Source organism: Bradyrhizobium sp. SEMIA (genome assembly GCF_014844175.1).
GTDB classification, from domain to species: domain Bacteria; phylum Pseudomonadota; class Alphaproteobacteria; order Rhizobiales; family Xanthobacteraceae; genus Bradyrhizobium; species Bradyrhizobium arachidis.
The window spans coordinates 7,983,295-8,006,017 of sequence record NZ_CP046601.1; the positions used below are offsets into that span (position 1 = coordinate 7,983,295).

Annotated in this window: 18 protein-coding genes and 3 pseudogenes; 9 read left to right on the plus strand and 12 right to left on the minus strand. The window is 64.8% G+C overall.

Annotated features, from left to right (window positions below):
* The first annotated feature begins 137 nt into the window (after positions 1 to 137).
* A pseudogene (locus tag FOM02_RS38340) lies at positions 138 to 775 on the plus strand (GntR family transcriptional regulator).
* A gap of 9 nt (positions 776 to 784) precedes the next feature.
* On the opposite strand, the gene ybaK reads toward FOM02_RS38340, so the two are convergent.
* From ybaK to mobB, 8 genes are all read right to left on the minus strand, one after another.
* Positions 785 to 1,258: a Cys-tRNA(Pro) deacylase gene (ybaK, locus tag FOM02_RS38345; RefSeq protein ID WP_027562214.1), complete on the minus strand. Its 474-nt coding sequence runs from the start codon at positions 1,256 to 1,258 to the stop codon at positions 785 to 787.
* A gap of 201 nt (positions 1,259 to 1,459) precedes the next feature.
* Positions 1,460 to 4,228: a formate dehydrogenase subunit alpha gene (gene fdhF / locus FOM02_RS38350; protein ID WP_027562215.1), complete on the minus strand. Its 2,769-nt coding sequence runs from the start codon at positions 4,226 to 4,228 to the stop codon at positions 1,460 to 1,462.
* Positions 4,225 to 5,934 (minus strand): NADH-ubiquinone oxidoreductase-F iron-sulfur binding region domain-containing protein, encoded by a 1,710-nt coding sequence (locus FOM02_RS38355; RefSeq protein WP_027562216.1) that lies wholly within the window; start codon positions 5,932 to 5,934, stop codon positions 4,225 to 4,227. The genes fdhF and FOM02_RS38355 overlap by 4 nt, the downstream gene beginning before the upstream one ends.
* A gap of 246 nt (positions 5,935 to 6,180) precedes the next feature.
* A complete protein-coding gene (locus FOM02_RS38360) occupies positions 6,181 to 6,465 on the minus strand; it encodes a hypothetical protein (protein WP_027562217.1) in 285 nt (94 codons plus the stop codon).
* Between the two features lie 92 nt (positions 6,466 to 6,557).
* Complete coding sequence (locus FOM02_RS38365) at positions 6,558 to 8,213, minus strand: OFA family MFS transporter (protein WP_027562218.1); 1,656 nt, start codon at positions 8,211 to 8,213, stop codon at positions 6,558 to 6,560.
* A gap of 315 nt (positions 8,214 to 8,528) precedes the next feature.
* Positions 8,529 to 8,792: a sulfurtransferase TusA family protein gene (locus tag FOM02_RS38370; RefSeq protein WP_027562219.1), complete on the minus strand. Its 264-nt coding sequence runs from the start codon at positions 8,790 to 8,792 to the stop codon at positions 8,529 to 8,531.
* Between the two features lie 45 nt (positions 8,793 to 8,837).
* Entirely contained in the window at positions 8,838 to 10,094 is a 1,257-nt protein-coding gene (gene glp / locus FOM02_RS38375) for a gephyrin-like molybdotransferase Glp (RefSeq protein WP_265440975.1), read from the minus strand.
* 9 nt (positions 10,095 to 10,103) lie between these two features.
* Positions 10,104 to 10,631, minus strand: a complete 528-nt coding sequence (gene mobB, locus FOM02_RS38380) for a molybdopterin-guanine dinucleotide biosynthesis protein B (RefSeq protein WP_027562221.1) — start codon at positions 10,629 to 10,631, stop codon at positions 10,104 to 10,106.
* A 93-nt stretch (positions 10,632 to 10,724) separates the two neighbouring features.
* On the opposite strand from mobB, the gene fdhD reads away from it, so the two are divergent.
* The 3 genes from fdhD to FOM02_RS38395 all read left to right on the plus strand — a co-directional run bounded on the left by fdhD (position 10,725) and on the right by FOM02_RS38395 (position 12,536).
* Entirely contained in the window at positions 10,725 to 11,615 is an 891-nt protein-coding gene (gene fdhD / locus FOM02_RS38385) for a formate dehydrogenase accessory sulfurtransferase FdhD (protein ID WP_027562222.1), read from the plus strand.
* On the plus strand, positions 11,602 to 12,237 hold the full coding sequence (gene mobA, locus FOM02_RS38390; protein WP_035731563.1) for a molybdenum cofactor guanylyltransferase MobA: 636 nt from the start codon (positions 11,602 to 11,604) through the stop codon (positions 12,235 to 12,237). Before fdhD ends, mobA begins: the two co-directional genes overlap by 14 nt.
* Positions 12,238 to 12,317: 80 nt before the next feature.
* Positions 12,318 to 12,536 (plus strand): hypothetical protein, encoded by a 219-nt coding sequence (locus FOM02_RS38395; protein WP_027562224.1) that lies wholly within the window; start codon positions 12,318 to 12,320, stop codon positions 12,534 to 12,536.
* Here the strand turns inward: FOM02_RS38395 and FOM02_RS38400 are convergent.
* The 4 genes and pseudogenes from FOM02_RS38400 to FOM02_RS38415 form a co-directional block, all read right to left on the minus strand.
* Positions 12,503 to 13,633 (minus strand): FAD-dependent monooxygenase, encoded by a 1,131-nt coding sequence (locus FOM02_RS38400; protein ID WP_027562225.1) that lies wholly within the window; start codon positions 13,631 to 13,633, stop codon positions 12,503 to 12,505. The genes FOM02_RS38395 and FOM02_RS38400 overlap by 34 nt on opposite strands.
* A 130-nt stretch (positions 13,634 to 13,763) precedes the next feature.
* Positions 13,764 to 15,713, minus strand: coding sequence for a molybdopterin biosynthesis protein (locus FOM02_RS38405; RefSeq protein WP_027562226.1), 1,950 nt, complete (start codon positions 15,711 to 15,713; stop codon positions 13,764 to 13,766).
* A gap of 12 nt (positions 15,714 to 15,725) precedes the next feature.
* Positions 15,726 to 16,830, minus strand: a pseudogene (locus FOM02_RS38410) (molybdopterin-binding protein).
* 54 nt (positions 16,831 to 16,884) lie between these two features.
* On the minus strand, positions 16,885 to 17,718 hold the full coding sequence (locus FOM02_RS38415) for a substrate-binding domain-containing protein (protein WP_027562228.1): 834 nt from the start codon (positions 17,716 to 17,718) through the stop codon (positions 16,885 to 16,887).
* 394 nt (positions 17,719 to 18,112) lie between these two features.
* Between FOM02_RS38415 and FOM02_RS38420 the strand changes: the two are divergent.
* The 5 genes and pseudogenes from FOM02_RS38420 to FOM02_RS38440 all read left to right on the plus strand — a co-directional run.
* Positions 18,113 to 18,566 (plus strand): annotated as a pseudogene (locus FOM02_RS38420) (helix-turn-helix domain-containing protein); the annotation flags it as partial.
* A 4-nt stretch (positions 18,567 to 18,570) separates the two neighbouring features.
* Positions 18,571 to 19,788, plus strand: coding sequence for an extracellular solute-binding protein (locus FOM02_RS38425; protein ID WP_265440976.1), 1,218 nt, complete (start codon positions 18,571 to 18,573; stop codon positions 19,786 to 19,788).
* Between the two features lie 61 nt (positions 19,789 to 19,849).
* A complete protein-coding gene (locus tag FOM02_RS38430) occupies positions 19,850 to 20,773 on the plus strand; it encodes a carbohydrate ABC transporter permease (RefSeq protein ID WP_265440977.1) in 924 nt (307 codons plus the stop codon).
* Positions 20,770 to 21,609: a carbohydrate ABC transporter permease gene (locus FOM02_RS38435; RefSeq protein WP_265440978.1), complete on the plus strand. Its 840-nt coding sequence runs from the start codon at positions 20,770 to 20,772 to the stop codon at positions 21,607 to 21,609. The genes FOM02_RS38430 and FOM02_RS38435 overlap by 4 nt, the downstream gene beginning before the upstream one ends.
* A 10-nt stretch (positions 21,610 to 21,619) precedes the next feature.
* A complete protein-coding gene (locus FOM02_RS38440; RefSeq protein WP_265440979.1) occupies positions 21,620 to 22,720 on the plus strand; it encodes an ABC transporter ATP-binding protein in 1,101 nt (366 codons plus the stop codon).
* The last annotated feature ends 3 nt before the right edge of the window (positions 22,721 to 22,723 follow it).

Consider the following 22,723-nt stretch of genomic DNA (forward strand, 5'->3'; position numbering starts at 1 on the left):
ATGCGACGAAGTTGGAGACATTCTGCCCGCCGGTGGCTTCGATCAATGCCGCCGCCATTGCGCACTTTTGTATACAAAGATATACAAAAGACACGCAAGCGGCATCTCTGCATGGGCAGGATGCGTGTTGAGGGACCATGGCCAGACGCCCGGCAAAGGCAGGCGGATCGATCGCGCGCGGCGCCGGCGTCGCGCTGGGCGAGGCCGTGTTCCGCTCGCTCTGCGAGGCGCTGCAGGCCGGCAGCTACCGCGCCGGCGACCGGCTGCGCGAGGAGCCCTGGGACGGCTCGCGGCGCGCGGCTTCGTCGAGCCCGCCGGCGGCCGCGGGCTCATCGTACGCAACCTCGACATCTCCGAGGTGCTCGAGCTCTACGCCATGCGCGAGATCATGGAAGGCGCCGCCGCGCGCCTTGCCGCCGAGCATGCCTCGGCGCCCGAGGTCGATGCACTCAGGGATATCGAGCAAGCCTTTGTCGAGGCGTCCGCGACCGACGCCGCCGAGATGGCGAAGCTCAACCGCGCCTTCCACGAAGCGATCTGCCGCGCCGCGCGCAACCGCTATCTCGACAACGCCTCCCGTGAATTGCAGGACTGGATCGCCCTGCTCGGCCCGACCACCTTCACGGTCACGGGCCGCCCCTCGACCAGCCATGGCGAGCACCAGGCCATCGTCGAGGCCATCGCCACGCGCGACGGCGACAAGGCCGAGCAGCTCGCGCGCGCACATATCCGCGAAGCGCTGCGTTGCCGGCTGAAATTGTTGCAGAAGCAGTAGCCGGAACGCTTAGGCCAGCACGTCCGCAACGACCGCTTTCGCGACATCCCGCACGTCAGTGGGCTTGAGCCGCACCTGCAAGCCGCGCTGGCCGCCGTTGAGATAGACAAGGTCATGGGCGAGCGCGCTCTGCTCGATCACGGTGCGGACCGGCTTGCGCTGCCCGAACGGGCTGATGCCGCCGACCTTGTAGCCGGTGACGCGCTCGGCTTCGGGCGGCTTCATCATCTGCGCCGACTTGCCGCCCACGGCCGCGGCGAGCTTCTTCATGGACACTTCCTGGTCGGACGGGACGATCACGCAAACCGGCTTGCCGTCGACCAGCGCCATCAGAGTCTTGAGGACGCGCGCCGGATCCTCGCCGAGTGCGGCCGCGGCCTGAAGGCCAATGCTCTCGGCGTCGGGATCGTAGTCGTAGCTGTGGACGGTGAAGGCGACGCGGGCGACTTCAAGCGCGCGGGTGGCGGGGGTGGCTTTGGACATGGGCCACACTTACCACCGCCATTGCGAGGAGCGAAGCGATGAAGCAATCCAGAAGCCCGCCAAGGAGGCAGCCTGGATTGCTTCGCTTCGCTCGCAATGACGGTGTTGGGCACAGTTGCCCGCCCCCCCTCGGTGTCCTCCCCGCGTTCGCGGGGAGACAGTGGAGTTTGGAGGTGTTACGCCGTCAGACTCGACAGGACCCTACTCCGCCGCGTCCCGCATCTCCACGCGCTCGGCCCTTGCTGCGCAGAACTTGAACTCCGGGATCTTGCCGAACGGGTCGAGCGCCGGATTGGTCAAGAGGTTCGCCGCCGCCTCCGCGTAGCAGAACGGCATGAACACCATGTTCTCCGGCACGTCGCGGTCGGAGCGGACCTTGACCTCGACGGCACCGCGGCGGGTCTCCAAGCGAATGAAATCGCCCGGCGCAAGCTTCTTCCTGCGCATGTCCTTCGGCGACATGAACGCCACCGCCTCCGGCTCGATCTGATCGAGCACCTGGGCACGGCGCGTCATCGAGCCGGTGTGCCAGTGCTCCAGCACGCGGCCGGTCGAGAGCACCATCGGATACTCGGCGTCGGGCAACTCATCCGGCGGGACGACCTTGGCCGGCACGATCTTGCCGCGGCCGCTCGCGGTCGGAAAGCCCGTGGTGAAGATGATCTCGTTGCCGGGCTTGTTCGGATCATCGGCCGGATAGGTGACGGCGCCTTCGCGCACCAGCCGTTCCCAGCTGATGTTCTTGAGCGACGGCATCAGTTCTGCCATCTCGGTGTAGACGTCGCCGGGGCCCGAATAATTCCACGGCAGGCCCATGCGCTTGCCGATCTCCTGGATGATCCAGAGATCCTGCCGCGCATCGCCCGGCGGCTTGATCACCTGGCGCGCGAGCTGCACGCGGCGATCGGTGTTGGTGAAGGAGCCCTCCTTCTCGGCGAAGGCCGAGGCCGGCAGGATGACGTCGGCGTGGAACGCGGTCTCGGTGACGAACAGATCCTGCACCACGAGATGATCGAGCATCGCGAGCGCCTGGCGCGCATGCTGGAGATCGGGATCGGACATCGCGGGGTTCTCGCCCTCGATATACATGCCCGTGATCTCGCCGGCGTGGATCGCGTTCATGATCTCGACCACGGTCAGGCCGCGGACAGGATCGAGATCCTGCTGCCACAGCTTCTCGAAGGCGCCGCGCATGTCGTCGCGGCCGACCGGCTGATAGTCCGGCAGGAACATCGGGATCAGGCCCGCGTCGGACGCTCCTTGCACGTTGTTCTGACCGCGCAGCGGATGCAGGCCGGTGCCGGGACGGCCGACCTGGCCGGTGATCAGCGCGAGCGCAATCAGGCAGCGCGCATTGTCGGTACCGTGGACGTGCTGGCTGATGCCCATGCCCCAGAAGATGATCGACGATTTTGCCCGCGCATAGGTGCGCGCGACCTCGCGCAGCGTCTGCGCCGGGATGCCGCAGATCGCCTCCATCTTCTCCGGCGTGAACTCCTTGATCTTCTCCTTGAGGTCCTCGAACCCCTCGGTGTAGCCGGCGATGTACTGGTCGTCGGTCAGGCCTTCGGTGATGATCGTGTTGATCATCGCGTTCAGCATCGCGACGTCCGAGCCCGGCTTGAACTGCAAATGCTTGGTCGCGTGACGCGACAGCGACTGCCGGCGCGGATCCATCACGAACAGCTTTGCGCCGTTCTGCTTGACCGCGTTCTTGATGAAGGTCGCGGCGACCGGATGGTTCACGGTCGGATTGGCGCCGATCACGATGATGACTTCGGCATCCATCGCGGCCGAGAACGGCGCCGACACCGCGCCCGAGCTCAGACCTTCGAACAGCGCCGCGACCGACGAGGCATGGCACAGGCGGGTGCAATGGTCGACATTGTTCGAGCCGAAGCCGGTGCGCACCAGCTTCTGGAACAGATAGGCTTCCTCGTTCGAGCCCTTAGCCGAGCCGAAGCCGGCCAGCGCCTTCACGCCCTTCTCGTCGCGGATCTTGACGAGGCCCTTGGCGGCGATGTCGAGCGCCTCCTCCCAGCTCGCTTCACGGAAATGCGTGAAGGGATTGGCCGGGTCGACCTGGTCGTTGGAATCCTTCTTCGCATTCGGCAGCCGCACCAGCGGCTTGGTCAGGCGATGCGGATGGTGGATGTAGTCGAAGCCGAAGCGGCCCTTGACGCAGAGACGGTTGTGATTGGCGGGACCGTCGCGGCCTTCCGCATAGATCACCTTCTCGTCCTTGACCTCATAGGTCACCTGGCAACCGACGCCGCAGAACGGGCAGAGCGAATCCACCTTCTTGTCGGCGTAGACGACGCGCGTCTGCTTCTCGTCGAGCATCACGGCCGGCATCAGCGCGCCGGTCGGGCAGGCCTGCACACATTCGCCGCAGGCGACACAGGTGGACTCGCCCATGGGATCATCGAAGTCGAACACGATCTTGGAATCGTGATTACGATAAGCCATGCCGATGACGTCGTTGACCTGGACCTCGCGGCAGGCGCGCACGCACAGGCCGCACTGGATGCAGGCATCGAGATTGACGCGCATCGCCGGATGGCTGGCGTCGGTCTCCCAGCGCTCGGCAGCGGGGAAACGGCTCTCGGTGACGCCGGTCGTCTCGGCCCAGTGCCAGAACTTCGAATCCGGATCGTGGCTGGTCTCGCGCGCCGGCTGGTCGGCGACCAGCAGCTCCATCACCATTTTTTGCGCAGCAGTTGCGCGCGCGGATTCGGTCTTCACCTTCATGCCGACCGACGGCGTGCGCTTGCACGACGCAGCCAGCACGCGCTCGCCCTCGATCTCGACCATGCAGGCGCGGCAATTGCCATCGGGGCGATAGTCGGGCGCCGGCGAATAGCAGAGATGCGGGATGTCGCGGCCCTGGCGTTTTGCGACCTGCCAGATCGTCTCGCCGGGCTTGGCCTCGACCTGCTTGCCGTCGAGCTCGAACGTAATTTTCGTCATTCGGCCGCTTCCTTGAACTCGTCAGGGAAATATTTGATCACGGAGGACAGCGGATTCGATGCCGCCTGTCCGAGCCCGCAGATCGAGGCATCGCGCATCGCCTGGCTCAATTCTTCCAGCAAGGCACGGTTCCAGACCGGCTTCTGCATCAGCAATGCCGCTTTCTGGGTTCCGACGCGGCACGGCGTGCACTGGCCGCAGCTCTCGTCCTCGAAGAACTTCATCAGGTTGAGTGCGGCTGCGCGCACGCTGTCCTTCTGCGACAGGATCACGATCGCGGCCGAGCCGATGAAGCAGCCGTATTTCTCCAGCGTGCCGAAATCGAGCGGGATGTCGTCCATCGATGCCGGCAGGATGCCGCCCGACGCGCCGCCCGGCAGGTACGCATAGAATTGATGGCCGTCGGCCATGCCGCCGCAATACTCATTGATCAGCTCGCGCACGGTGATGCCCGCAGGCGCGAGCTTCATGCCCGGGTTCTTGACGCGGCCCGAGACCGAGAAACTGCGCAGGCCATGACGCTCATGGCGGCCATGGCCCTTCCACCAGTCAGCGCCCTTTTCGACGATATCGCGCACCCACCACAGCGTCTCGATATTGTTGATCAGCGTCGGCAGGCCGAACAGGCCGACCTGGAACGGATAAGGCGGCTTGTGCCTGGGCAGGCCGCGCTTGCCCTCGATGCTTTCCAGCAGCGAGGATTCCTCGCCGCAGATATAGGCGCCGGCGCCGCGGCGCATGTGCAGCGTCGGGCCGCCCGGCGGGATCTTTGCGATCTCGCGCTCGAGGATCTCGCGCGAGGCCGGATATTCGTCGCGCAGATAGATGTAGACGTCGGAGGCCTGCACCACATGCGCGCCGATCAGCATGCCCTCGATGAAGCGATGCGGATCGGTTTCGAGATAATAGCGGTCCTTGAACGTGCCAGGCTCGCCCTCGTCGCCATTGATCGCCATCAGCCGCGGACCGGGCTCGCCCAGCACCGCGCGCCATTTGCGTCCCGTCGGGAAGCCGGCGCCGCCGAGGCCGCGCAGCGAGGCATCGTCGAGCGCCTTGAGCAGATCGTCCTTCGACAATTCGCCGGAGCGCACGCGACCCAGCAACTTGTAGCCGCCGCCGGCGACGTAGGCGTCGTAGTCGGTATAATCAGGCAAATGCGCGTGGGTATCGCCGGCCTTCGCCGCCGCCATGACATTCGCAACGGTGGCATGATCGACGAAGTTGTGGCCGACCTCAGCCGCCGGCGCCGTATCGCAGCGGCCGACGCAGGGCGCGCGCACGACGCGGATGCCGGGACCGGAGGCGTCCTGCAAATCCGCGAGCAGCTTTTCGCCGCCGAGCATCGCGCAGGTCAGCGAGTCGCAGACACGGATCGTGAGCGGCGGAACATTCGGCTCGCCTTCCTTCACCACGTCAAAATGCGCATAGAAGGTCGCGGTCTCGAACACTTCGGCGAAGGCGAGCTTCATCTCGTCGGCAAGCGCGGCAAGATGCGCGGCCGAGATCTGGTGGTACTTGTCCTGGATCAGGTGGAGATATTCGATCAGGAGATCGCGCCGCCGCGGGCGGTCGCCGAGCAATTGCTCGATCTCATGCGCGGCGGTCGGATCGACCTGCCGGCCCTTGGGCGTGGCCTTGGCGCGTCGGCGCCCCTCGCCCGGATGCTCGAATTCCCTGACCTTCTGAACGTCGTCGTTGCTGCTCATGGAAACGTCGCGTTCTCCTCAAAAGCGCGATGACCTCAGGCGGGATCGCCATCGCGATCCCCCCATTTCCAGGCCTGATGGACCGGGAACCGCGTCGTCCGGATCCCCTGAGTCAGGCCTCATTCCAGGCAACTCTAGCCTCTGGTATACCAGACGCCAAGTAAATTTAGAATGTGTCTATAGTCATTTAGGGGCGGGCAGCCGCCCTGCCACGCCCCCATACGCAAACTCAGGTGGAACCTCGCCTCACGTCTTGCTCATGCACTCCTCGATGTAGAACCAGCGATCGTCGCCGGTCAGACCCTTGGACTTAACCTCACCGCGGCAGGCCTTCAGCTTGGGCTTGTTGGCGGACCACTTCGCCTTCATGTCCTTCAGCTTCTGCATGGTGAGCTTGATCTTGCCCGGCGGCTTGGCGGCGGTCGTTGCCGCCGGCGCCGAAGTTGCGGGCGCCGTTGCGGTCTGTGCGGAGGCGGCGTGAAGGCCTGCGGCCAGCAGCATGGCAGCAAGGCAGATACGGGTACGAAGCATAAGAATCCCCCTAGATCCCATTCTTGACTTGAAAGACGAGCATCGCGGGAATGCCGGGCAGCCGGCACCCCGCGATGATGTAGGTTCAAAGATCAGAAGATCTTCACCGCGCTTTCCAGCGTCTTGTACACGCCATAGGCCAGCGGGATGGCGACGAAGGCCCAGAACAGCGCGGCCTTGGCGTCGAGACCGCCCGTGCCGATCCCGAACGAGCCGGTTTGCTGCGCCGCGTTCGCGCCCGCGCTCGAGGCTTGCAGCTTCGCCACCTCGGCCTCGCTCATGTACCACTTCGGATCGACCGGCTTGACCAGATAGTTGCAGATCAGGCCCGCGATCAGCATGGCGCAGAGGATGTACATGGTGGTGTTGTAGAGCTGGTCACGCGGCACGCCCGCCGCGAGCTGGAACTCGCGGATGTAGTTGACCACGACGGGGCCGATGATGCCCGCGGTCGACCACGCGGTCAGCAGCCTTCCGTGGATGGCGCCGACGAACTGGGTTCCGAACATGTCGGCGAGATAGGCCGGCACGGTGGCGAAGCCGCCGCCATACATCGACAGGATGATGCCGAAGCCGAGCACGAAGAGCAGCTTCGAGCCCATTGCCGCAAAGGTCGGCGCCAGCGCGTAGAGCACGATGCCGAGGATGAAGAACGTATAGTAGGTGTTCTTGCGGCCGATATAGTCCGACAGCGAAGCCCAGACGAAGCGGCCGCCGATGTTGAACAGCGACAGCAGGCCGGCAAAGCCCGCCGCGATGCCGGCGATCTGCGCCTTCTGCGCGGCGTTCAGCGCGTTGAAGCCCACATCAGGCAGGCCGATCAGCTTGCCCGCGAAGATTTCCTGCAGCATCGGCGAGGCCATGCCGATCACGCCGATGCCGGCGGACACGTTCAAGCACAGCACCCACCAGATCAGCCAGAACTCCGGCGTCTTGTGTGCGTTGTCGAGATGGACGTGATGCTCGGAGATCATCGTCTTCTTCTCGCTCGGCGGCGTCCAGCCCTCAGGCTTCCACCCCGTCGGCGGCAGGCGATAGCGGAAGGCGCCGATCATCATGAAGACGAAGTAGATCGCGCCCATGGTGAGGAAGGTTTCCCAGACACCGACCGAGGTCGGGCTCTTGAACACGTCCATCAGCCAGTTCGCCAGCGGCGCGCCGATCATCGCGCCGCCGCCAAAACCCATGATCGCCATGCCGGTCGCCATGCCGCGCCGGTCGGGGAACCACTTCACCAGCGTCGACACCGGCGAGATGTAGCCGAGACCGAGGCCGACACCGCCGATCACGCCGGAGCCGAGCCACATGATCCAGAGCTGGTGGAGATAGATGCCGATGGCGCCGAGCACGAGGCCGCCGCACCAGCACAATGCCGCGACGAAGCCAGCCTTGCGCGGTCCGGCACGCTCGAGCCAGCCGCCCCACAGCGCGGCGGAGACGCCGAGCACAACGAAGAACAGCGTGTACATCCACCCGAGGCTTGCGACCTTCCAGTCGCAGGTCGTGGTGAACAGCTCCTGCCACAGCGAGATGTCCGGACAGGCCTTCGGCGCGGTCAATCCGATCGCGCGCGACAGCGGCAGCCAGAACACCGAGAAGCCATAGGCCATGCCGATGCAGAGATGGATGCACAGCGCCGCCGGCGGCACCAGCCAGCGATTGAAGCCGGCGGTCGCGATGGTCCGCTCGCGATCAAGAAAACCTGCGCCGGCGCCCGATATCGTTCCAGCGCTCTCAATAGTAGCCATACATTCCTCCCCTAAGCCGCCCTTCTGAACAGCCTGCCGCAAAAGATCCTGATCCTCAGCCCGTTGCGGGGCAGCCAATTGTCCCTGCTGCTCCGCTCAATCATCCGACGCGCGCCAGGATCGTTGCGCGCATCCCAAAAGTTAACCCCGCAAGCGGGGCGCTATGCCGATACGACGTGCAAGCTTCGTGTGGCCCCTTGATCCGCGTATCGCAGACAAGACTCAACCTCCGCGCCTGCACGGAGATTGTCAATTGGGGCAGAAGCCGTGATCGATGTCGATAGACAAATGGTCGGTATCAGCGCGGTAACGTCCTCAAGGACGCAGCGCAGCATTGATGCTTTCTATTGGACCATTTGTCTTTTCTATCAAGAACACGATGCGCGCGTCGTTGCGCTCGGTGATCTCCACCGTGTCGCCCGTCTCGCGGATCAGGTTCGGGATGTCAATCACCGACAGCGGATCGGTGCAGTGCACTTCGAGCTGATCGCCCGGCTGCAAAGGCTTCAGCGCCTTGCGCGTTTTCAAGGCAGGCAGCGGGCATTTCAAACCGGTGAGATCGAGCGTCGTTCTGGTCATGGGCGCAACATGGCGAGGCGAAGCATTGGCGTCAACGAAGGAGCGTCAGAGCAAATCCGCATAGGACAGAAAACCTACACGCTGGTCGGGCTCGACCCGAATGATGTCCTCGCCGAGCTCGATGAGGCCGTCGGTCTCGACCAGCGAGGACAACAGGCCGGCACCTTCACGCGGGAACTTGACCGCCTCCAGCGCACCATCCTCTCCGCGCCGCAATGACGCGCGAACATATTCGCGGCGGCCGATCTTCTTCTTGTAGGTGAACGCGGCGCGCACCGGGATCGGGAACAGCGGCTCGGGCAGGCTGCCGGCGAGCGCCAGCACCGTCGGCCGCACCACATGGACGAAGGTGACGAAGCTCGCGACGGGATTGCCGGGCAGACCGATCAGCGGCGTTCCGCCGATGATGCCCATCGCCACGGGCCGTCCGGGCTTGATCGCCATCCGCCACAGCACGAGGGAGCCGATGCTTTCGACCGCTGCCTTGACGTGGTCCTCCTCGCCGGTCGAGACGCCGCCGGTGGTGAGGATCAGGTCATGGTCACCCGCGACCTGCTTCAAGCCGTTCGCGAGGGAAGTGCGATCGTCGCGCAAAATGCCGAGGTCGCTGACCTCGCAGCCGAGCCGGCGCAGCATCGCCATCAGCATGAAGCGGTTGGAATCGAACAGCTGCGAGGCGGCGCGCGGCTCGCCGGGCGAGGCCAGCTCGTCGCCGGTCGAGAACACTGCGACGCGGATGCGCCTGACGACGTCGAGCTTGGTCAGGCCAAAGGCCGCAGCAAGCGCAACATGCTGCGGCCGCAGGCGCTGGCCGGCGCGCAGCGCGATGTGCCCGTGAGGGATGTCCTCGCCCGCAGGACGTACATTGGCGCCGGGCTTCAGCCCCGCCGGCAGCACGATCTTGCCTGTTGCATCGATGCGGACATCTTCCTGCATGAAGACGGTCTCTGCATCCGGCGGCATCGGCGCGCCCGTGAAGATGCGCGCGGTGTGGCCCGGTTTGATCGGCGCATGCGCGAGGCCACCGGCCTGGATGCGGCCATCGAGCGGCAACGCTTGCTCCGCACTTTGCGGAAGATCGGCATTGCGCACGGCGTAGCCATCAACCGCCGAGTTGGTGAACGGCGGAAGCGGCAGGGGCGCCGCGATATCGTGCGCCAGCACGCGGCCATCCGCATCGACAAGCGCGACCGTTTCGAGATCAGTGATCGCGTTGACACGGGTCGTGATCAGGCCAACGGCCTCGTCGACCGACATCATCGGTCCGCCGAAGGCAAAGCAATCGTCAGACAGTTGCGCCATGGTGCCTCGTCAGCGCATCGCGGCGCTTTTGGCCACCGCTTCCTCGACCGGCATCGCCGCCCGCAGCATCAGCGCCGCGGCAGCCTCGATATCATCGAGATGGACAGTCGGCAGCCGCGTGTCAATCGCAACGTCGGTCGCGATCCCGGCAATGCCGGGATCGTCGGGAAACAGCAGCGGCTTGCCGTTGGCGGCGCGGTGCACCTCGATCTTGCGATGCGGCTCGCGCTTGAAGCCCTCGACCACGACGAGATCGACGGCGGACAGCTTGCTCAATAGTTCCGGCAGCCGCGGCTCCGCCGCTCCGCGCAATTCATGCATCAGGGCCCAACGGTTTGACGAGGCCACCAGCACCTCGGCCGCGCCTGCCTCGCGATGGCGCCAGGAATCCTTGCCGGGCACGTCGACGTCGAACTGGTGGTGCGCGTGCTTGATGACCGAGACACGCAGGCCCTGCGCGTTGAAATGCGGGATCAGCCGCGTCAACAGCGTGGTCTTGCCCGCACCGCTCCAGCCTGCAAGGCCGATGACTTTCATCGTAACTCGATCTCCGCGGCCGGAACCGCCTTCTCCATCATAGTGACCATGCTTATATCGGCTTGACCCGAATGTCATGCTAACGTCACGGCCATGATGAAGATCGACAAAGCCCCGGTACCCCTGATCGTCCCCAACCCGGACGACCCGCGCCTGACCCAGAGCGTGACCGGGACCGACCAGACCGGCGCCCAGGTCGAGATCAAGGTGCCGATGGAACGGCCGCTGACGCTCTACCTGAATGCCCAGGAGATCGTCACCATGATGACGATCGGCGACTATCCGGAATACCTGGCGCTCGGCTATCTGCTGAACCAGAACATGCTGAAATATAATGACGCCGTCACCGAGGTCGAATACGACGACGACCTCCAGGTGGTCGTGGTGCGCACCGAGCACCACACCAATTTCGAGGCCAAGCTGAAGAAGCGCACGCAGACCTCGGGCTGCGCGCAGGGCACGGCCTTCGGCGATCTGTTGGAGGCGGTCGAGAGCGTCGCGCTGCCGAAGGCCGAGCTGCGTACCTCCTGGCTCTACCAGATGACGCAGACCATCAACACCATGCCCTCGCTTTATCTCGAGGCTGGCGCGATCCACGGCTGCGTGCTGTGCAAGGAAGGCGAGCCGCTCTGCTACACCGAGGACGTCGGGCGCCACAACGCCGTCGACAAGATCGCGGGCTGGATGTACCGCCACGGCGTCGATGCCAGCGACAAGATCCTCTACACCACGGGACGCCTCACCTCGGAGATGGTGATCAAGACGGTACGCATGGGCATTCCGATCCTGGTGTCGCGCTCCGGCTTCACCGCCTGGGGTGTCGATCTCGCAAGACAGGTTGGCCTGACGCTGGTTGGCCGCACCCGCGGGAAGCGCTTCATCGTGCTCGCAGGCGAAGAGCGGATCGTCTACGATCAGAACCTCGCTTACGTCGAGGAGGAATCGGCCAAGCACAAGCGCAAGGGTGAAGGTGGTGACGACTGACATTCCCGCCACGCAAGGTGTGTTGCTCGCCGGCGGTCTGGCGCGCCGCATGGGCGGTGGCGACAAGCCTATGCGCACCATCAGCGGCCGCACCATTCTGGAGCGCGTGATCGCGCGCCTTTCACCCCAGTGCAGCGGATTGATCCTGAACGCCAACGGCGATCCCGCGCGTTTCGCTTCGTTCGGCTTGCAGGTCATCGCCGACGACGTGCCCGGCTTCCCCGGCCCGCTCGCCGGCATTCTGGCCGCGCTCGACTGGACCGCTGCGAACCGTCCTGACATCGAGTGGGTGCTCAGCGCTGCCGGCGACTGCCCGTTCCTGCCGCGCGATCTCGTCGCGCGCCTGCACGAGGCGCGAACACGGGAGAACGCCCAGCTCGCGGTCGCCGCATCCGGCGATCAGTCGCATCCGGTGATCGGATTGTGGCGCGTCGCCTTGCGCAACGAGCTCCGGCACGCGCTGGTCGTCGAGGACCTCCGCAAGATCGACCGCTGGACCGCGCGCTATCCGCTCGCGACGGTGACCTGGCCGGCCGCGCCGCTCGATCCGTTCTTCAATGCCAACACGGTCGAGGACATCGCCGAGGCCGAGCGGCTGGCGGCGCTGGATGACGCGTCGTAGGGCGCCGCTTTGAGCTCCTGGCCGTGAACCGGGCCCCGCACGGGAACGACCAATGATCGGTACGTTGCCCCGGATGAGCCATGGCCGACTCCCTTTTGGATGTCATATTCGAAGTTGTCGATTTCGCCATCGATGTTTCGGATACGATCGATCGCACGAAACGGCTTAGCAAGCCTGACATCGTCGAAGTCCCGCCCGACCCGAAGCCGCTGCCGCCCGCCGCGCAGCGTGCACTGGCCGAGGCGGAGGAACGCGAGCGCGCCGCTCAAGCCGCGAGCGGCACCGACCAGGCATCGTAGCCGTAGACCCAACTCGTGTCGGTCCGCTCTCTCAGCCAGATGTTGGCACGCGAGGTTTCCTGGACCCGTGTCGTTCGCTCCTTGCGCGTCGCCTCGAAGCGGCGGAATGCGTCCGCGACACCGTCGCGGTCGACGCCGTCGAGGCAGCGCGACAGCACCGCGGCGTCCTCGATGGCCATCGCCGCGCCCTGCGCCATGTAGGGCGTCATGGGATGGCAGGCATCGCCGAGCAGCGTCACATTGCCGTCGGCCCAGCGCTCCAGCGCGTCGCGATCCATGATCGCCCATTTGTGCACGTCGGGACACGCCGCGAGCACGTGACCGACCTGCGGATGAAAGCCTTCGAATGAGGCGCGCAAATCGCGCACGTCACCCTTCGCCGACCAGGACTCGATGCGGAAATCCGGCTCGGGCTGGCTGGTGACGAGATAGACCTCGCTGCGGTCAGGCTTGACGTAATAGATCACGATGTGGCGGTCCTCGCCCCACCATTTGGTGCAGTCGTCGATCTCTGCGCCGCCGAGCAGCGATGCCGGATAGGTGGTGCGATAGGCGATGCGGCCGGTGAACCTGACCGGCGCGGTGTCGAACAGGATGTCGCGTACCGTCGAATGCACGCCGTCCGCGCCGACAACGGCATCGGCAACGGCGCTGGTGCCGTCGGCGAAGCTGAGCCGGACGCCCTCGCCCGTCTCGTCGAGACCGGCCAGCTTGTGGTTGAGCCTCACGAACTCATCCGGCACGGCGCTCGCCAGCGCCGCATGCAGATCGCCGCGATGGGCGAGCAGATAGGGCGCGCCGAACTTCTCCTCCGCGCTCTCGCCAAAGATCATGTCGAATTTGATGTCGCCGCTCTTCCAGTCGCGATTATTCCAGGAGCGTGGATAGAACGACTGGCTGCGCATCCGTTGCTCGAGCCCCAGTGCGCGCAGCACCTTCATCGCGTTGCAGCCGATCTGGATGCCGGCGCCGATGCGGGCAAACTGCGAGGCCTGCTCGTAGACCATGACGTCGACGCCGACGCGCCTGAGCGCCGCGGCTGTCGCGAGCCCACCCATGCCGGCACCGACGATCGCAACCGAAAGCGGCCTTGCCATCGCGTCCCCACCCCCCCTGCCGCGCGGCTTGAGCGCCGCGTCGTCGATCTAGAGCATGATCCGGAAAAGTGTGAAGCGGTTTTCCGAACAGATCATGCTCGAACAAGAATCTAAAGCGCGTTCACGCGCTTTAGGCGGGCCGGAAGCCCGCGTGCTCCAGTGCGGCGCGCGCCTCGTCCGAGCCGAGCGCATCAAGAAAGGCCTGCACCGCCGGCCGCTGCTTGCGCGCCGTCACCAGCGCGAAGTCATAATGCTCTTCCGCGAACGGAATGAAACCAAGGCCGACCGCATGGGCGACCGGCGCAATGGTCATGCCCCAGTCGGCGCGGTGCTGCGCGACGGCCGCGGCCACCGCATTATGCGAACGCGGCTGGTTCCAGTAGCCTTCGGGGCGCGCGCCGTTGAGCAGCCGGTCGATCAGGATGCGCGTGCCGGCGCCCTGGTTGCGGTTGACCATGATGCAGGCGGGATCGCTGAGCGCAGCCGCGACCGCCTCTTTCGCGCCGAGGCCTTCGAAACGCTTGTCGCCCTTGCGAAAGACGATGCCCTGCATCCGCCGCCAGCCCGGCACGAGCTCGAGCCCCTCGACGAGATAAGGTGTGTTGTAGGTCTCGCTCTTGTCGTCGAACAGATGGATCGGCGCGAGATCGCATTCACCGCGCTTGGCCGCCGCAAGCCCGCCGAGGCTGCCGACCGCGATCGAACGCACGGTGAGCCCGGCATGCGCGAGCTGCGCGTTGACGAGATCGAGGCCAGTGCAGTGGCTGCCGACGATGACGAGATCGGGCACACGCACATGCGGCGTGAACAGCGTCACCTCGGCCTCGGTGCCGGCCGGCATCTGGTCGGCGAGCGCATCGATGCGCAGAAAACCATCGGCCTGCGCAAAGGACGTGATCGCACCGGAGCCCTTGCCGGATGGATAGGCGATCAAGCCGTCCTTGCCCTCGACCAGCGAGACCATGACGAATTCGGTGCGGCCGAGCTCGGACGCGATGCGGACCGGTACCGTCGCATTCACCTTGGCGTCGGAGCGCGGCGGCAGTCCGGCCATTTTGCGCAACACCGGCACGATCATGTCGTGGAAGGTGAACATTGCCGAAGTCGGAAAGCCCGGCAGGATCACCACCGGCTTGCCGTCGCACACCGCAAGGCACAGCGGCTTGCCCGGCTTGAGCGCAACACCATGCGCGATGATGCCGGGTGCCCCGAGCCGGCCGATGATGCGGTGTGACAGGTCGCCGGCGCCCTTCGACGTACCGCCGGAGAGGACCAGCATGTCGGCGTCCGCCAGCGCGCTGCGCATGGCGGCTTCGAGCTTTGCCTCATCGTCGGGAATGGCGCCGAGGAAGACCGCCTGACCACCATTCTCGTTGATCGCCGCGGTGACGATCGCACCATTGGTATCGTAGATCGCGGCCGGCGCGAGCGCTTCGCCGGGCTGCACCAGCTCGTCGCCGGTGGAGATCACGGCAACGCGCGGCTTGCGTGCGACTTTCACCTCGGCGATGCCGCAGGCCGCCAGCATGCCGATCTCGCGCGACCCGATAACCGTGCCGGCGCGCAGCAGCGCCTCGCCGCGCGCGATGTCGGAACCCGCATAGGAGACGAACTGGCCGGGCGATGTCGCGCGGCGGACGTCGATCGCATCCGAGCCGGTCGGCTGGGTATGCTCGACCATGACGACGGCGTCGGCGCCGCGCGGCAGCGGACCGCCGGTCGCGATCGCCGTTGCGGTTCCCACTGCGACTTGTAGCGCCGGCGCGGTGCCGCAATGGATGGTCTCGCCGTTGAGCGCAAGGCGAACAGGCGCGCCTTCGCCGGCCGCGGCGAGGTCGGACGAGCGCACGGCAAAGCCATCGACATTGGAGCGGTCGAACGGCGGCACATCGATCGGTGCCGTGACGTCTTCGGCGAGTGCCGCGCCGAGCGCAGCACCGAGCTTGCAAACCTCATTCGGAAGCGCACGCGGGAACAGCGCCGCCTCGAAGCGCGCCAGCGCCTCCTCGCGCGAAAGGATCTTGAGGAACTGCTCCTGTTCGAGCGCGCTGCGGTCTGGCGGTTTTGGGATCATGGTCATGCCGGAACCATATCACTCCCGCATCAGATAAGCATCGACCGGCACGCCCGCCGCAAATCCTTCGTGGCTGCCGGGAATGAGCAGCCATGCATCCGCGCGGGCGATCGCCTGGAGCGGCCACTCGCCGACCGCAATCGGCATCCATGTTTCATGTTCCCTTGCGAGCAGCGCGATCTCGGCGATGCCGACGCTGGATGCGATTTTTCGCGCGAGCGACAAGGTCACCTGCCGGCGCAGCTGCCGCGCCGACAGACGATCGATCAACGGAAGCGCAAGTGCGAACCAGGCCGCGAGCGCATGATCCGGCGATCCCGGCAAGGCGACGGCGGGAACCTTGCCGACCCGCGCCACCGCCGCGGTGCGTCCGGGCCGGAGCGCGAGACCATGAGCGACACATCGCCGCACTGGGTCAGCGCGGTGATGGCGGCATCCTGGCGACCAACGCCGCTGCCGCCGACGGTCAGCAGCGCATCGCAGGAGGCGGCATCGAGCACAGCGGCAATCGATGCTTCGTCACGCGCGCCGGCCTCGAACGTCGTCACGTCCAGTCCCGCTGCGCGTGCGATCCCGGCGATCATATGCGCCGTCGCCGTCGCGTCCGGCACATTGACGATGCGTAGCCGCGGCTGCCGCACGCCGAGCTTTTCCAAACCCGCGACGCGCGCGATGAGCAGATCGGCTGCACTGACCGGATGTCCCTGTCTCCCGGCAGGCGCGCGATCCGCGATATCGCTGCCGGCGCGCCTGACGCCCTGCCCGGGCACGCCCTCGGCCAGCACCTGGACGAGCGGCCCCGACACTTCGACTGCATCGGCATCGAGCACGCAGTCGCATCCCCCAGGTATCGCGTCACCGGCTTCGACCCACGTAGGCGCCGCAAGCAGAGGCAGCGGTGAATAGGCGGACGCGCCGACGAGATCATTGGCGCATAGCGCCCAGCCGTCGGTGGCGGCAACGTCGTGAGACGGACAGGCCGGAAGCAGCGGAGTGCCCGCCGCGATGCAGCCGGCCGCTTCGGTCACCGGCAATTCCACCGGCGCAAGCGCTCAACGCCGCGCAGCAACGCGGCGAGCGCGACGTCGAGCGATGTGAGCGAGGGCGGCAGGCGCTGGGTCATGCGCCATGATGGACCATGCATCGCCCGGTTTGGCAACCGCCGACGATGCAGCCATCAGCCGCCTGACCTGTCGGCATTCGGAAAAAACAGCTGCTGTCCGTCGACCTTGTAGCCGGCGATCGCGGTCTGTCCCTCCGGTGAGGTCAGCCAGTCGACAAAGGTCTGCCCCAGCTCCTTCTTCACGTCCGGAAATTTTTCGGGATTGACCAGCATCACCCCGTACTGGTTGAGCAGCCGCTTGTCGCCTTCGACGACAATGTCGAGATCGCCGCGCTCCTTGAAGGCGATCCAGCTACCGCGGTCGGACAGCACATAGCCATTCGCAGCGCGCGCGGCCTCGAGTGCCGCGTTCATGCCTTGCCTGGCCTCGCGATACCAGGCGCCCTTGGCACTTGCGATGTCGATGCCGGCGACGATCCACAGCGCGAGCTCGGCTGCGTGGGTGCCCGAGCGATCGCCGCGCGTCACGAACGGCGCGCCCTTGGCCTCGATCGCCTTCAGCGCGGTCGCGATGTCCTTGCCCTTCACGCCGGCGGGGTCGCTCTTCGGGCCGATCAGCAGATAGTCGTTGTACATCACGTCGTAGCGTTTCGATGCAAAACCGTCGGCGACGAATTTCTCCTCCTGCGGCCGCGCATGCATCAGCACCACGTCGGCTTCGCCCCGTCGCGCGCCGTCGAGCACCTCATCGGCGCGCCGCGCGATCACCGTGACGTCGATGCCGGTCCTGTCGCGGAAGATCGGCAGGAGATAGTCGAGCAGGCCGGACTCCTGCGTCGATGCCGTCGTCGCCAGCACGATCGCGCGGTCCTCCGCGGACGACGCCACGACGCCTGCGGCAAGGCCGCAGAGAAGCGCAAGCAGAGCGGACAGGCGGCGAACGGCCATGAGCGGGTTCCCTCGGATATGACGCGGTCATGATGATGATCGATTGCGCCGCACTCGTGACGCATTGTCGCTTCGCGGCGCGGGTCCTGACAACGACAGATAGAGCTGACATCTGATCACCACCAGCAGCAGACTTCGCCGCGCCGGCGCAACCGTTCAAAGGCGTGACACTCGGGAAAGTTCGGCAAGGCTGCGGCGCTCATCTCGATCGCGATCGCAACCCTCGCGTCATGCGCGCGCAACAGGATCGTTCACCAAAGCAAAAATCGCGCGCGAGGATGTGTTGCAAAGCAGCGAGATCATCGTGCATGGTTCCGATGAACACAAATTGAAATGCAGAATTCCACCTGCGTCGAACGTCAAAAAGAAGCAAGAATTTGCATAGGAATGCAGGATGGAATTCCTGACGACCAGCGAAGCCGCCGACTATCTCCGGCTCGGCGAACGCAAGCTCTACGAACTCGTCACCAACGGCGCGATCCCCTGCACCAAGGTGACCGGCAAGTGGCTCTTCCCGCGGCACGAGCTCGACCTCTGGGTGCTGTCGGGCCTCGCGCGTCCCGCCGGCATGCTGATCGCGGAGCCGCCGCCGGTCGTGGGCGGCAGCCAGGACGAGCTATTGGATTGGGGCCTGCGCGAATCCGGCTCGGGCTTGGGATCGATGAGCGAGGGCAGCGCGCGCGGGCTCGAGCGCTTGCAGCGCGACGAGGTGATGGCGGCTGCGGTGCACTTCCACAGCCTCGATGCCGACGGCAATCTTGCCGCCGACGCCAGTGCGACGGCGCTGCGCGACGCGCCGGACCTGCATGAGTGCGGTGCTGGTCGCGTTAGCTCACTGGCATCAAGGTGAAGGTGGTTGAGGTACCGACCGACCAGATGTTCACCAAGATCATGCAGGATTTCAAATCCGGCGCCGGAGCGTATGACGCGCTGAACGTCATCCCATCCTGGATGCCCGATCTTGCACGCGCAGGCGTCCTTGAGCCGCTCGACAAGTATGTCGACAAGTTCGGCTATCGCGACGAACTGCAGGACATCGCGGCCGCCTACCGCGACAATCAGATGCAGTATGACGGGAAGATCTACGGCTTTCCGGACGATGGCGACGTGATGCTGCTCTACTACCGGAAGGACATCTTCGAAGATCCGAAGATGAAGGACGAATTCAAGGCCAAGTTCGGCTACGAGCTCGCGCCGCCGAAGGACTGGAAACAGTTTGACGAAATCGGCCAGTTTATCACCGACAAGATGGCGCCCAAGGTTTACGGCGCCGGCTTCTTCCGCACCGCGCCCTACCCGCAATACATGTTCCAGGAGCGCTTCCGCATGGAGGGCGGCAAGTTCTTCAATGCGGACACCATGAAGACCACGGTGAATGGCGAGGTCGGCCTCAAGGTGTTCAAGCAGATGCGGGCGGAAAACACGTTCATGCCGCCCGGCGTCGAGCAGTGGAATTTCGTCGACAATCTCGCCGCGTTCCTTCAGGGCACGACCGCGATGACGATCTCCTGGCCGCCCTACGGTCGCTGGGCCGCGGGCTATGGCTCGGGCGAGGAAGCACTGAAGTGGGTGCCGAAATCGCAGGTCGCCGGCAAGGTCGGCTACGCGCTCACGCCTCTCAGCCGTCCCGAGCTCGGCGTCGGCTTCGACTTGTCGGTCTCGGCCACCAGTAAGAACAAGGAGGCCGCCTATCTTTTCATCCAGTGGCTGAACAGCAAGAAGACCAGCCTCGAGCGCGTCCAGCTCCCCTATACGCTGCGCGATCCGTTCCGCCTTTCGCACTACGCGAGCGAGAAATACCGTGCGCTCTGGCCTGACGCCCCCGCCTATCTCGATACGATCAAGACATCCGGCGAGAAGGGCCTGCTTGATCTCTCCCTGCTGCAACAGGACAAGTACGACGAGGCAATGACCAAGGCGGTCTCGAGCCTCTGGGCCGGTGAAGATCCCAAGGCCATTCTCGATCGCATGGCGCAACAATTCGACGCGATCACGGAGAAGGTCGGCATCGAGAACCAGAAAGCCGTCTACAAGGTCTGGGCCGCAAAGCCCGGCGCCTACCCGCAATAACTGACTGGATACCGCACGGGAGGCATCGCCCTCCCGTGCCGTGCCGTTTTCCGGACTGATGATGACAGTTTCTGTTAGCCTCAATGGCGCGGAGCAGCGCCGCCCCAGCCGGTTCGGGCGCATGCTCGAGGACCGCCTGCCTTATCTCATCGTCGCGCCGGCCATTCTGATTCTCCTCCTGGTCGGCCTGTTCCCTCTGATCTACTCGCTGATCGTGAGCTTCCAGCGCATCACGATGACCGAGAACGACACCTCCTTCGTTGGCTTCTTGAACTATGCAGAGCTGTTGAGGGATGCCCGCCTCTGGGCTTCGCTCGGCCACACCGCCACCATCACCGCGATCGCCCTCCCCCTGGAGCTGCTGGTCGGCTTCCTGATGGCGCAGCTCTTCATCGATCGAATGCCGGGTCGGCAGATCTTCGTCGCGCTGCTGGTGCTTCCGACGGTGATCTCTCCGATCGTCGCGGGTGCGACCTGGCGTCTGATGTTCGACGTCCGCTTCGGCCCGATTGGCCAGATCCTGAGTTTCTTCGCCGGTGAGCCGGTGCGGATCCTTTGGACCGTCAATCCCGCCTACGTCTATCCAGCGGTGATCATCTGCGAGGTCTGGCAGTGGTCGCCATTCATGTTCCTGCTGCTGCTTGCAGCGCTGTCGAATGTTGACCCGTCGCAGCTCGAGGCCGCGGAAATTGATGGGGCGTCGCACCTGCGCGTGCTTCGCGCGATCGTTCTGCCGGCGATCGCGCCAGTGATAGCTGTCGCCTGCCTGATCCGCGGCCTCGATCTCGTTCGCATCTTCGACATCATCTGGGCTCTCACCGAGGGCGGGCCGGGCTCGATGACCGAGACCATCTCGCTCTACATCTATGTGCAGGGCTTCTCGCAATTCGAGACCAGCTACACAGCCGCGATTTCCTTCCTGGTGATTGCGCTGCTGACGCTGATCACGACCCTGGTCCTCAAGCGCATGGAGCTTGCGCGATGAGGATGGGCAGGCTTCCGGCCAGAAAAGCCCGCATCCTGGCGCTTCGCTATCTCGGTGCCGGTGTCGTGACCCTGCTGTTCCTGTTTCCGGTCTATTGGCTGTTCATGATTTCGTTCAAGACGCCGGACGAGATCTATCACGTCCCGCCCTTGTGGATTCCCGGCCAGATCCAGTTCTCGAACTATTACGTCCTGTTCAAGGATGGCGACGTCCTGGCGATCCTGAACAGCCTGATCGTCGCCGGCATCAGTTCCGGCATCGCAATCGTTCTCGGGACGCTCTGCGCCTACAGCCTCGCCCGGTTCGGCACCGGCGGCGAGAACCTCGCGATGTGGATCATCTCCCAGCGCATGATCCCGCCGATTGCGGTCGTCTTCCCGATCTTTCTGATCTACGTGTATTTCGGCCTCGTCGACGGCTATTTCGGGCTCATCCTGCTCTACACCGCATTCAATCTCCCCTACGTGATCTGGATGATGCGCGGCTACATCGTCGACGTTCCCCTGGAGCTCGAGGAAAGCGCGCTGGTCGATGGCCTCAATCGATGGGAGGTGATCTGGAAGGTCGTTTTCCCGATGGTGCGTCCCGGCCTCATGGCGACGTCGGTCTTCACCTTCGTGTTCGCCTGGAACGACTTTCTATTCGCACTCGTGCTCACGCGCACCGAGGTCATCACCTTTCCGGTCATGCTGACGCACTATTTCGGCGGCCAATCGAATTTCTGGGCGAAGATCGCGGCTATGTCGGTGCTGGGGACGTTGCCAATCTTCGTCGCGGTCTCGGTGATGCAGCGCTATCTCGTGCGCGGCATCTCGCTGGGCGCAGTCAAGGGTTAGGGAGAGCGGAGTGGCTGACGTCAAGCTGTCCGGAGTACACAAATATTACGGCAACGTGCATGCGGTCCGGGGAGTTGATCTCACCATCGCCGATGGTGAATTCGCTGTGCTGGTGGGGCCGTCCGGCTGCGGCAAGAGCACGCTCTTGCGAACCATCGCCGGTCTTGAGGATCCGGATGGTGGAACCATCACCATCGGGGGCGCGGTGGTCAACGATCTGCGCCCCCGCGAGCGCAATATCGCGATGGTGTTTCAGAACTATGCGCTCTACCCCTATCTGACCGTCAGCGAGAACATCGCCTTCGGTCTGCGCGCCCGCAAGACTCCCGAGATCGAGATCAGGAAGTGGGTCAGCGAAGCCGCCGAGATGCTCGGTATCGGCAATTTCCTGCAGCGCTATCCGAGGCAGCTGTCCGGAGGACAGCGTCAGCGCGTCGCCATCGGCCGCGCCATCGTCCGCAAGGCCGACCTGTTCCTGTTCGACGAGCCGCTCTCGAATCTCGACGCTCAGCTACGTGACGAGATGCGCACCGAGATCAAGCGCCTGCATCACGAGATCACGACCACCATGATCTACGTCACCCATGATCAGGTCGAGGCGATGACGCTGGCCGACCGCATCGTGCTGCTGCGCGACGGGAAGATCGAGCAGCAGGGCGCGCCGCTCGAGTTGTTCGAGCAGCCGCGCACGGGGTTCGTGGCGGGCTTCCTGGGGTCTCCGTCGATCAATCTCATCCCGGCGACCCTCAAGATCAACGGCCCCGACGCAGCAGTGGTGTTTCAGTCCGGCGGTGAACTGACACTTCCGAGCGTGAAGGCGAGGCCGCTGGCTAGTATGGATGGGCGAGAAATTCTCGTCGGCATTCGGCCCCAGCACTTCAGTCGAGCCGGCGGGCCATTGCGCGACGGCGTGGTCTCCTATTCGGCCACTGCCGATCTCATTCAGCCGACGGGGACACGCACCTTCACCACCATCAAGATCGGCGGCGTCGATGCGGTTGCCGAGCTGCAGGCGCACGACGTCAGCAGCCACGGCGAGCGGATCGATCTCGTCGTCGACCTCAATCGCGTGGTGCTGATCGATCCGGCCAGCGGCCTGGTCATCGCTTAACGA

Coding starts and splice junctions, on each gene's coding strand:
- FOM02_RS38400 (WP_027562225.1), bottom strand. CDS start 13,633: ATGGCAAGGCCGCTTTCGGTTGCGATCGTCGGTGCCGGCATGGGTGGG.
- FOM02_RS38355 (WP_027562216.1), bottom strand. CDS start 5,934: ATGAGCAGCAACGACGACGTTCAGAAGGTCAGGGAATTCGAGCATCCG.
- FOM02_RS38435 (WP_265440978.1), top strand. CDS start 20,770: ATGAGGATGGGCAGGCTTCCGGCCAGAAAAGCCCGCATCCTGGCGCTT.
- fdhD (WP_027562222.1), top strand. CDS start 10,725: ATGATGAAGATCGACAAAGCCCCGGTACCCCTGATCGTCCCCAACCCG.
- fdhF (WP_027562215.1), bottom strand. CDS start 4,228: ATGACGAAAATTACGTTCGAGCTCGACGGCAAGCAGGTCGAGGCCAAG.
- ybaK (WP_027562214.1), bottom strand. CDS start 1,258: ATGTCCAAAGCCACCCCCGCCACCCGCGCGCTTGAAGTCGCCCGCGTC.
- FOM02_RS38405 (WP_027562226.1), bottom strand. CDS start 15,713: ATGACCATGATCCCAAAACCGCCAGACCGCAGCGCGCTCGAACAGGAG.
- mobB (WP_027562221.1), bottom strand. CDS start 10,631: ATGAAAGTCATCGGCCTTGCAGGCTGGAGCGGTGCGGGCAAGACCACG.
- FOM02_RS38360 (WP_027562217.1), bottom strand. CDS start 6,465: ATGCTTCGTACCCGTATCTGCCTTGCTGCCATGCTGCTGGCCGCAGGC.
- FOM02_RS38395 (WP_027562224.1), top strand. CDS start 12,318: ATGGCCGACTCCCTTTTGGATGTCATATTCGAAGTTGTCGATTTCGCC.
- FOM02_RS38415 (WP_027562228.1), bottom strand. CDS start 17,718: ATGGCCGTTCGCCGCCTGTCCGCTCTGCTTGCGCTTCTCTGCGGCCTT.
- FOM02_RS38370 (WP_027562219.1), bottom strand. CDS start 8,792: ATGACCAGAACGACGCTCGATCTCACCGGTTTGAAATGCCCGCTGCCT.
- FOM02_RS38365 (WP_027562218.1), bottom strand. CDS start 8,213: ATGGCTACTATTGAGAGCGCTGGAACGATATCGGGCGCCGGCGCAGGT.
- glp (WP_265440975.1), bottom strand. CDS start 10,094: ATGGCGCAACTGTCTGACGATTGCTTTGCCTTCGGCGGACCGATGATG.
- FOM02_RS38430 (WP_265440977.1), top strand. CDS start 19,850: ATGACAGTTTCTGTTAGCCTCAATGGCGCGGAGCAGCGCCGCCCCAGC.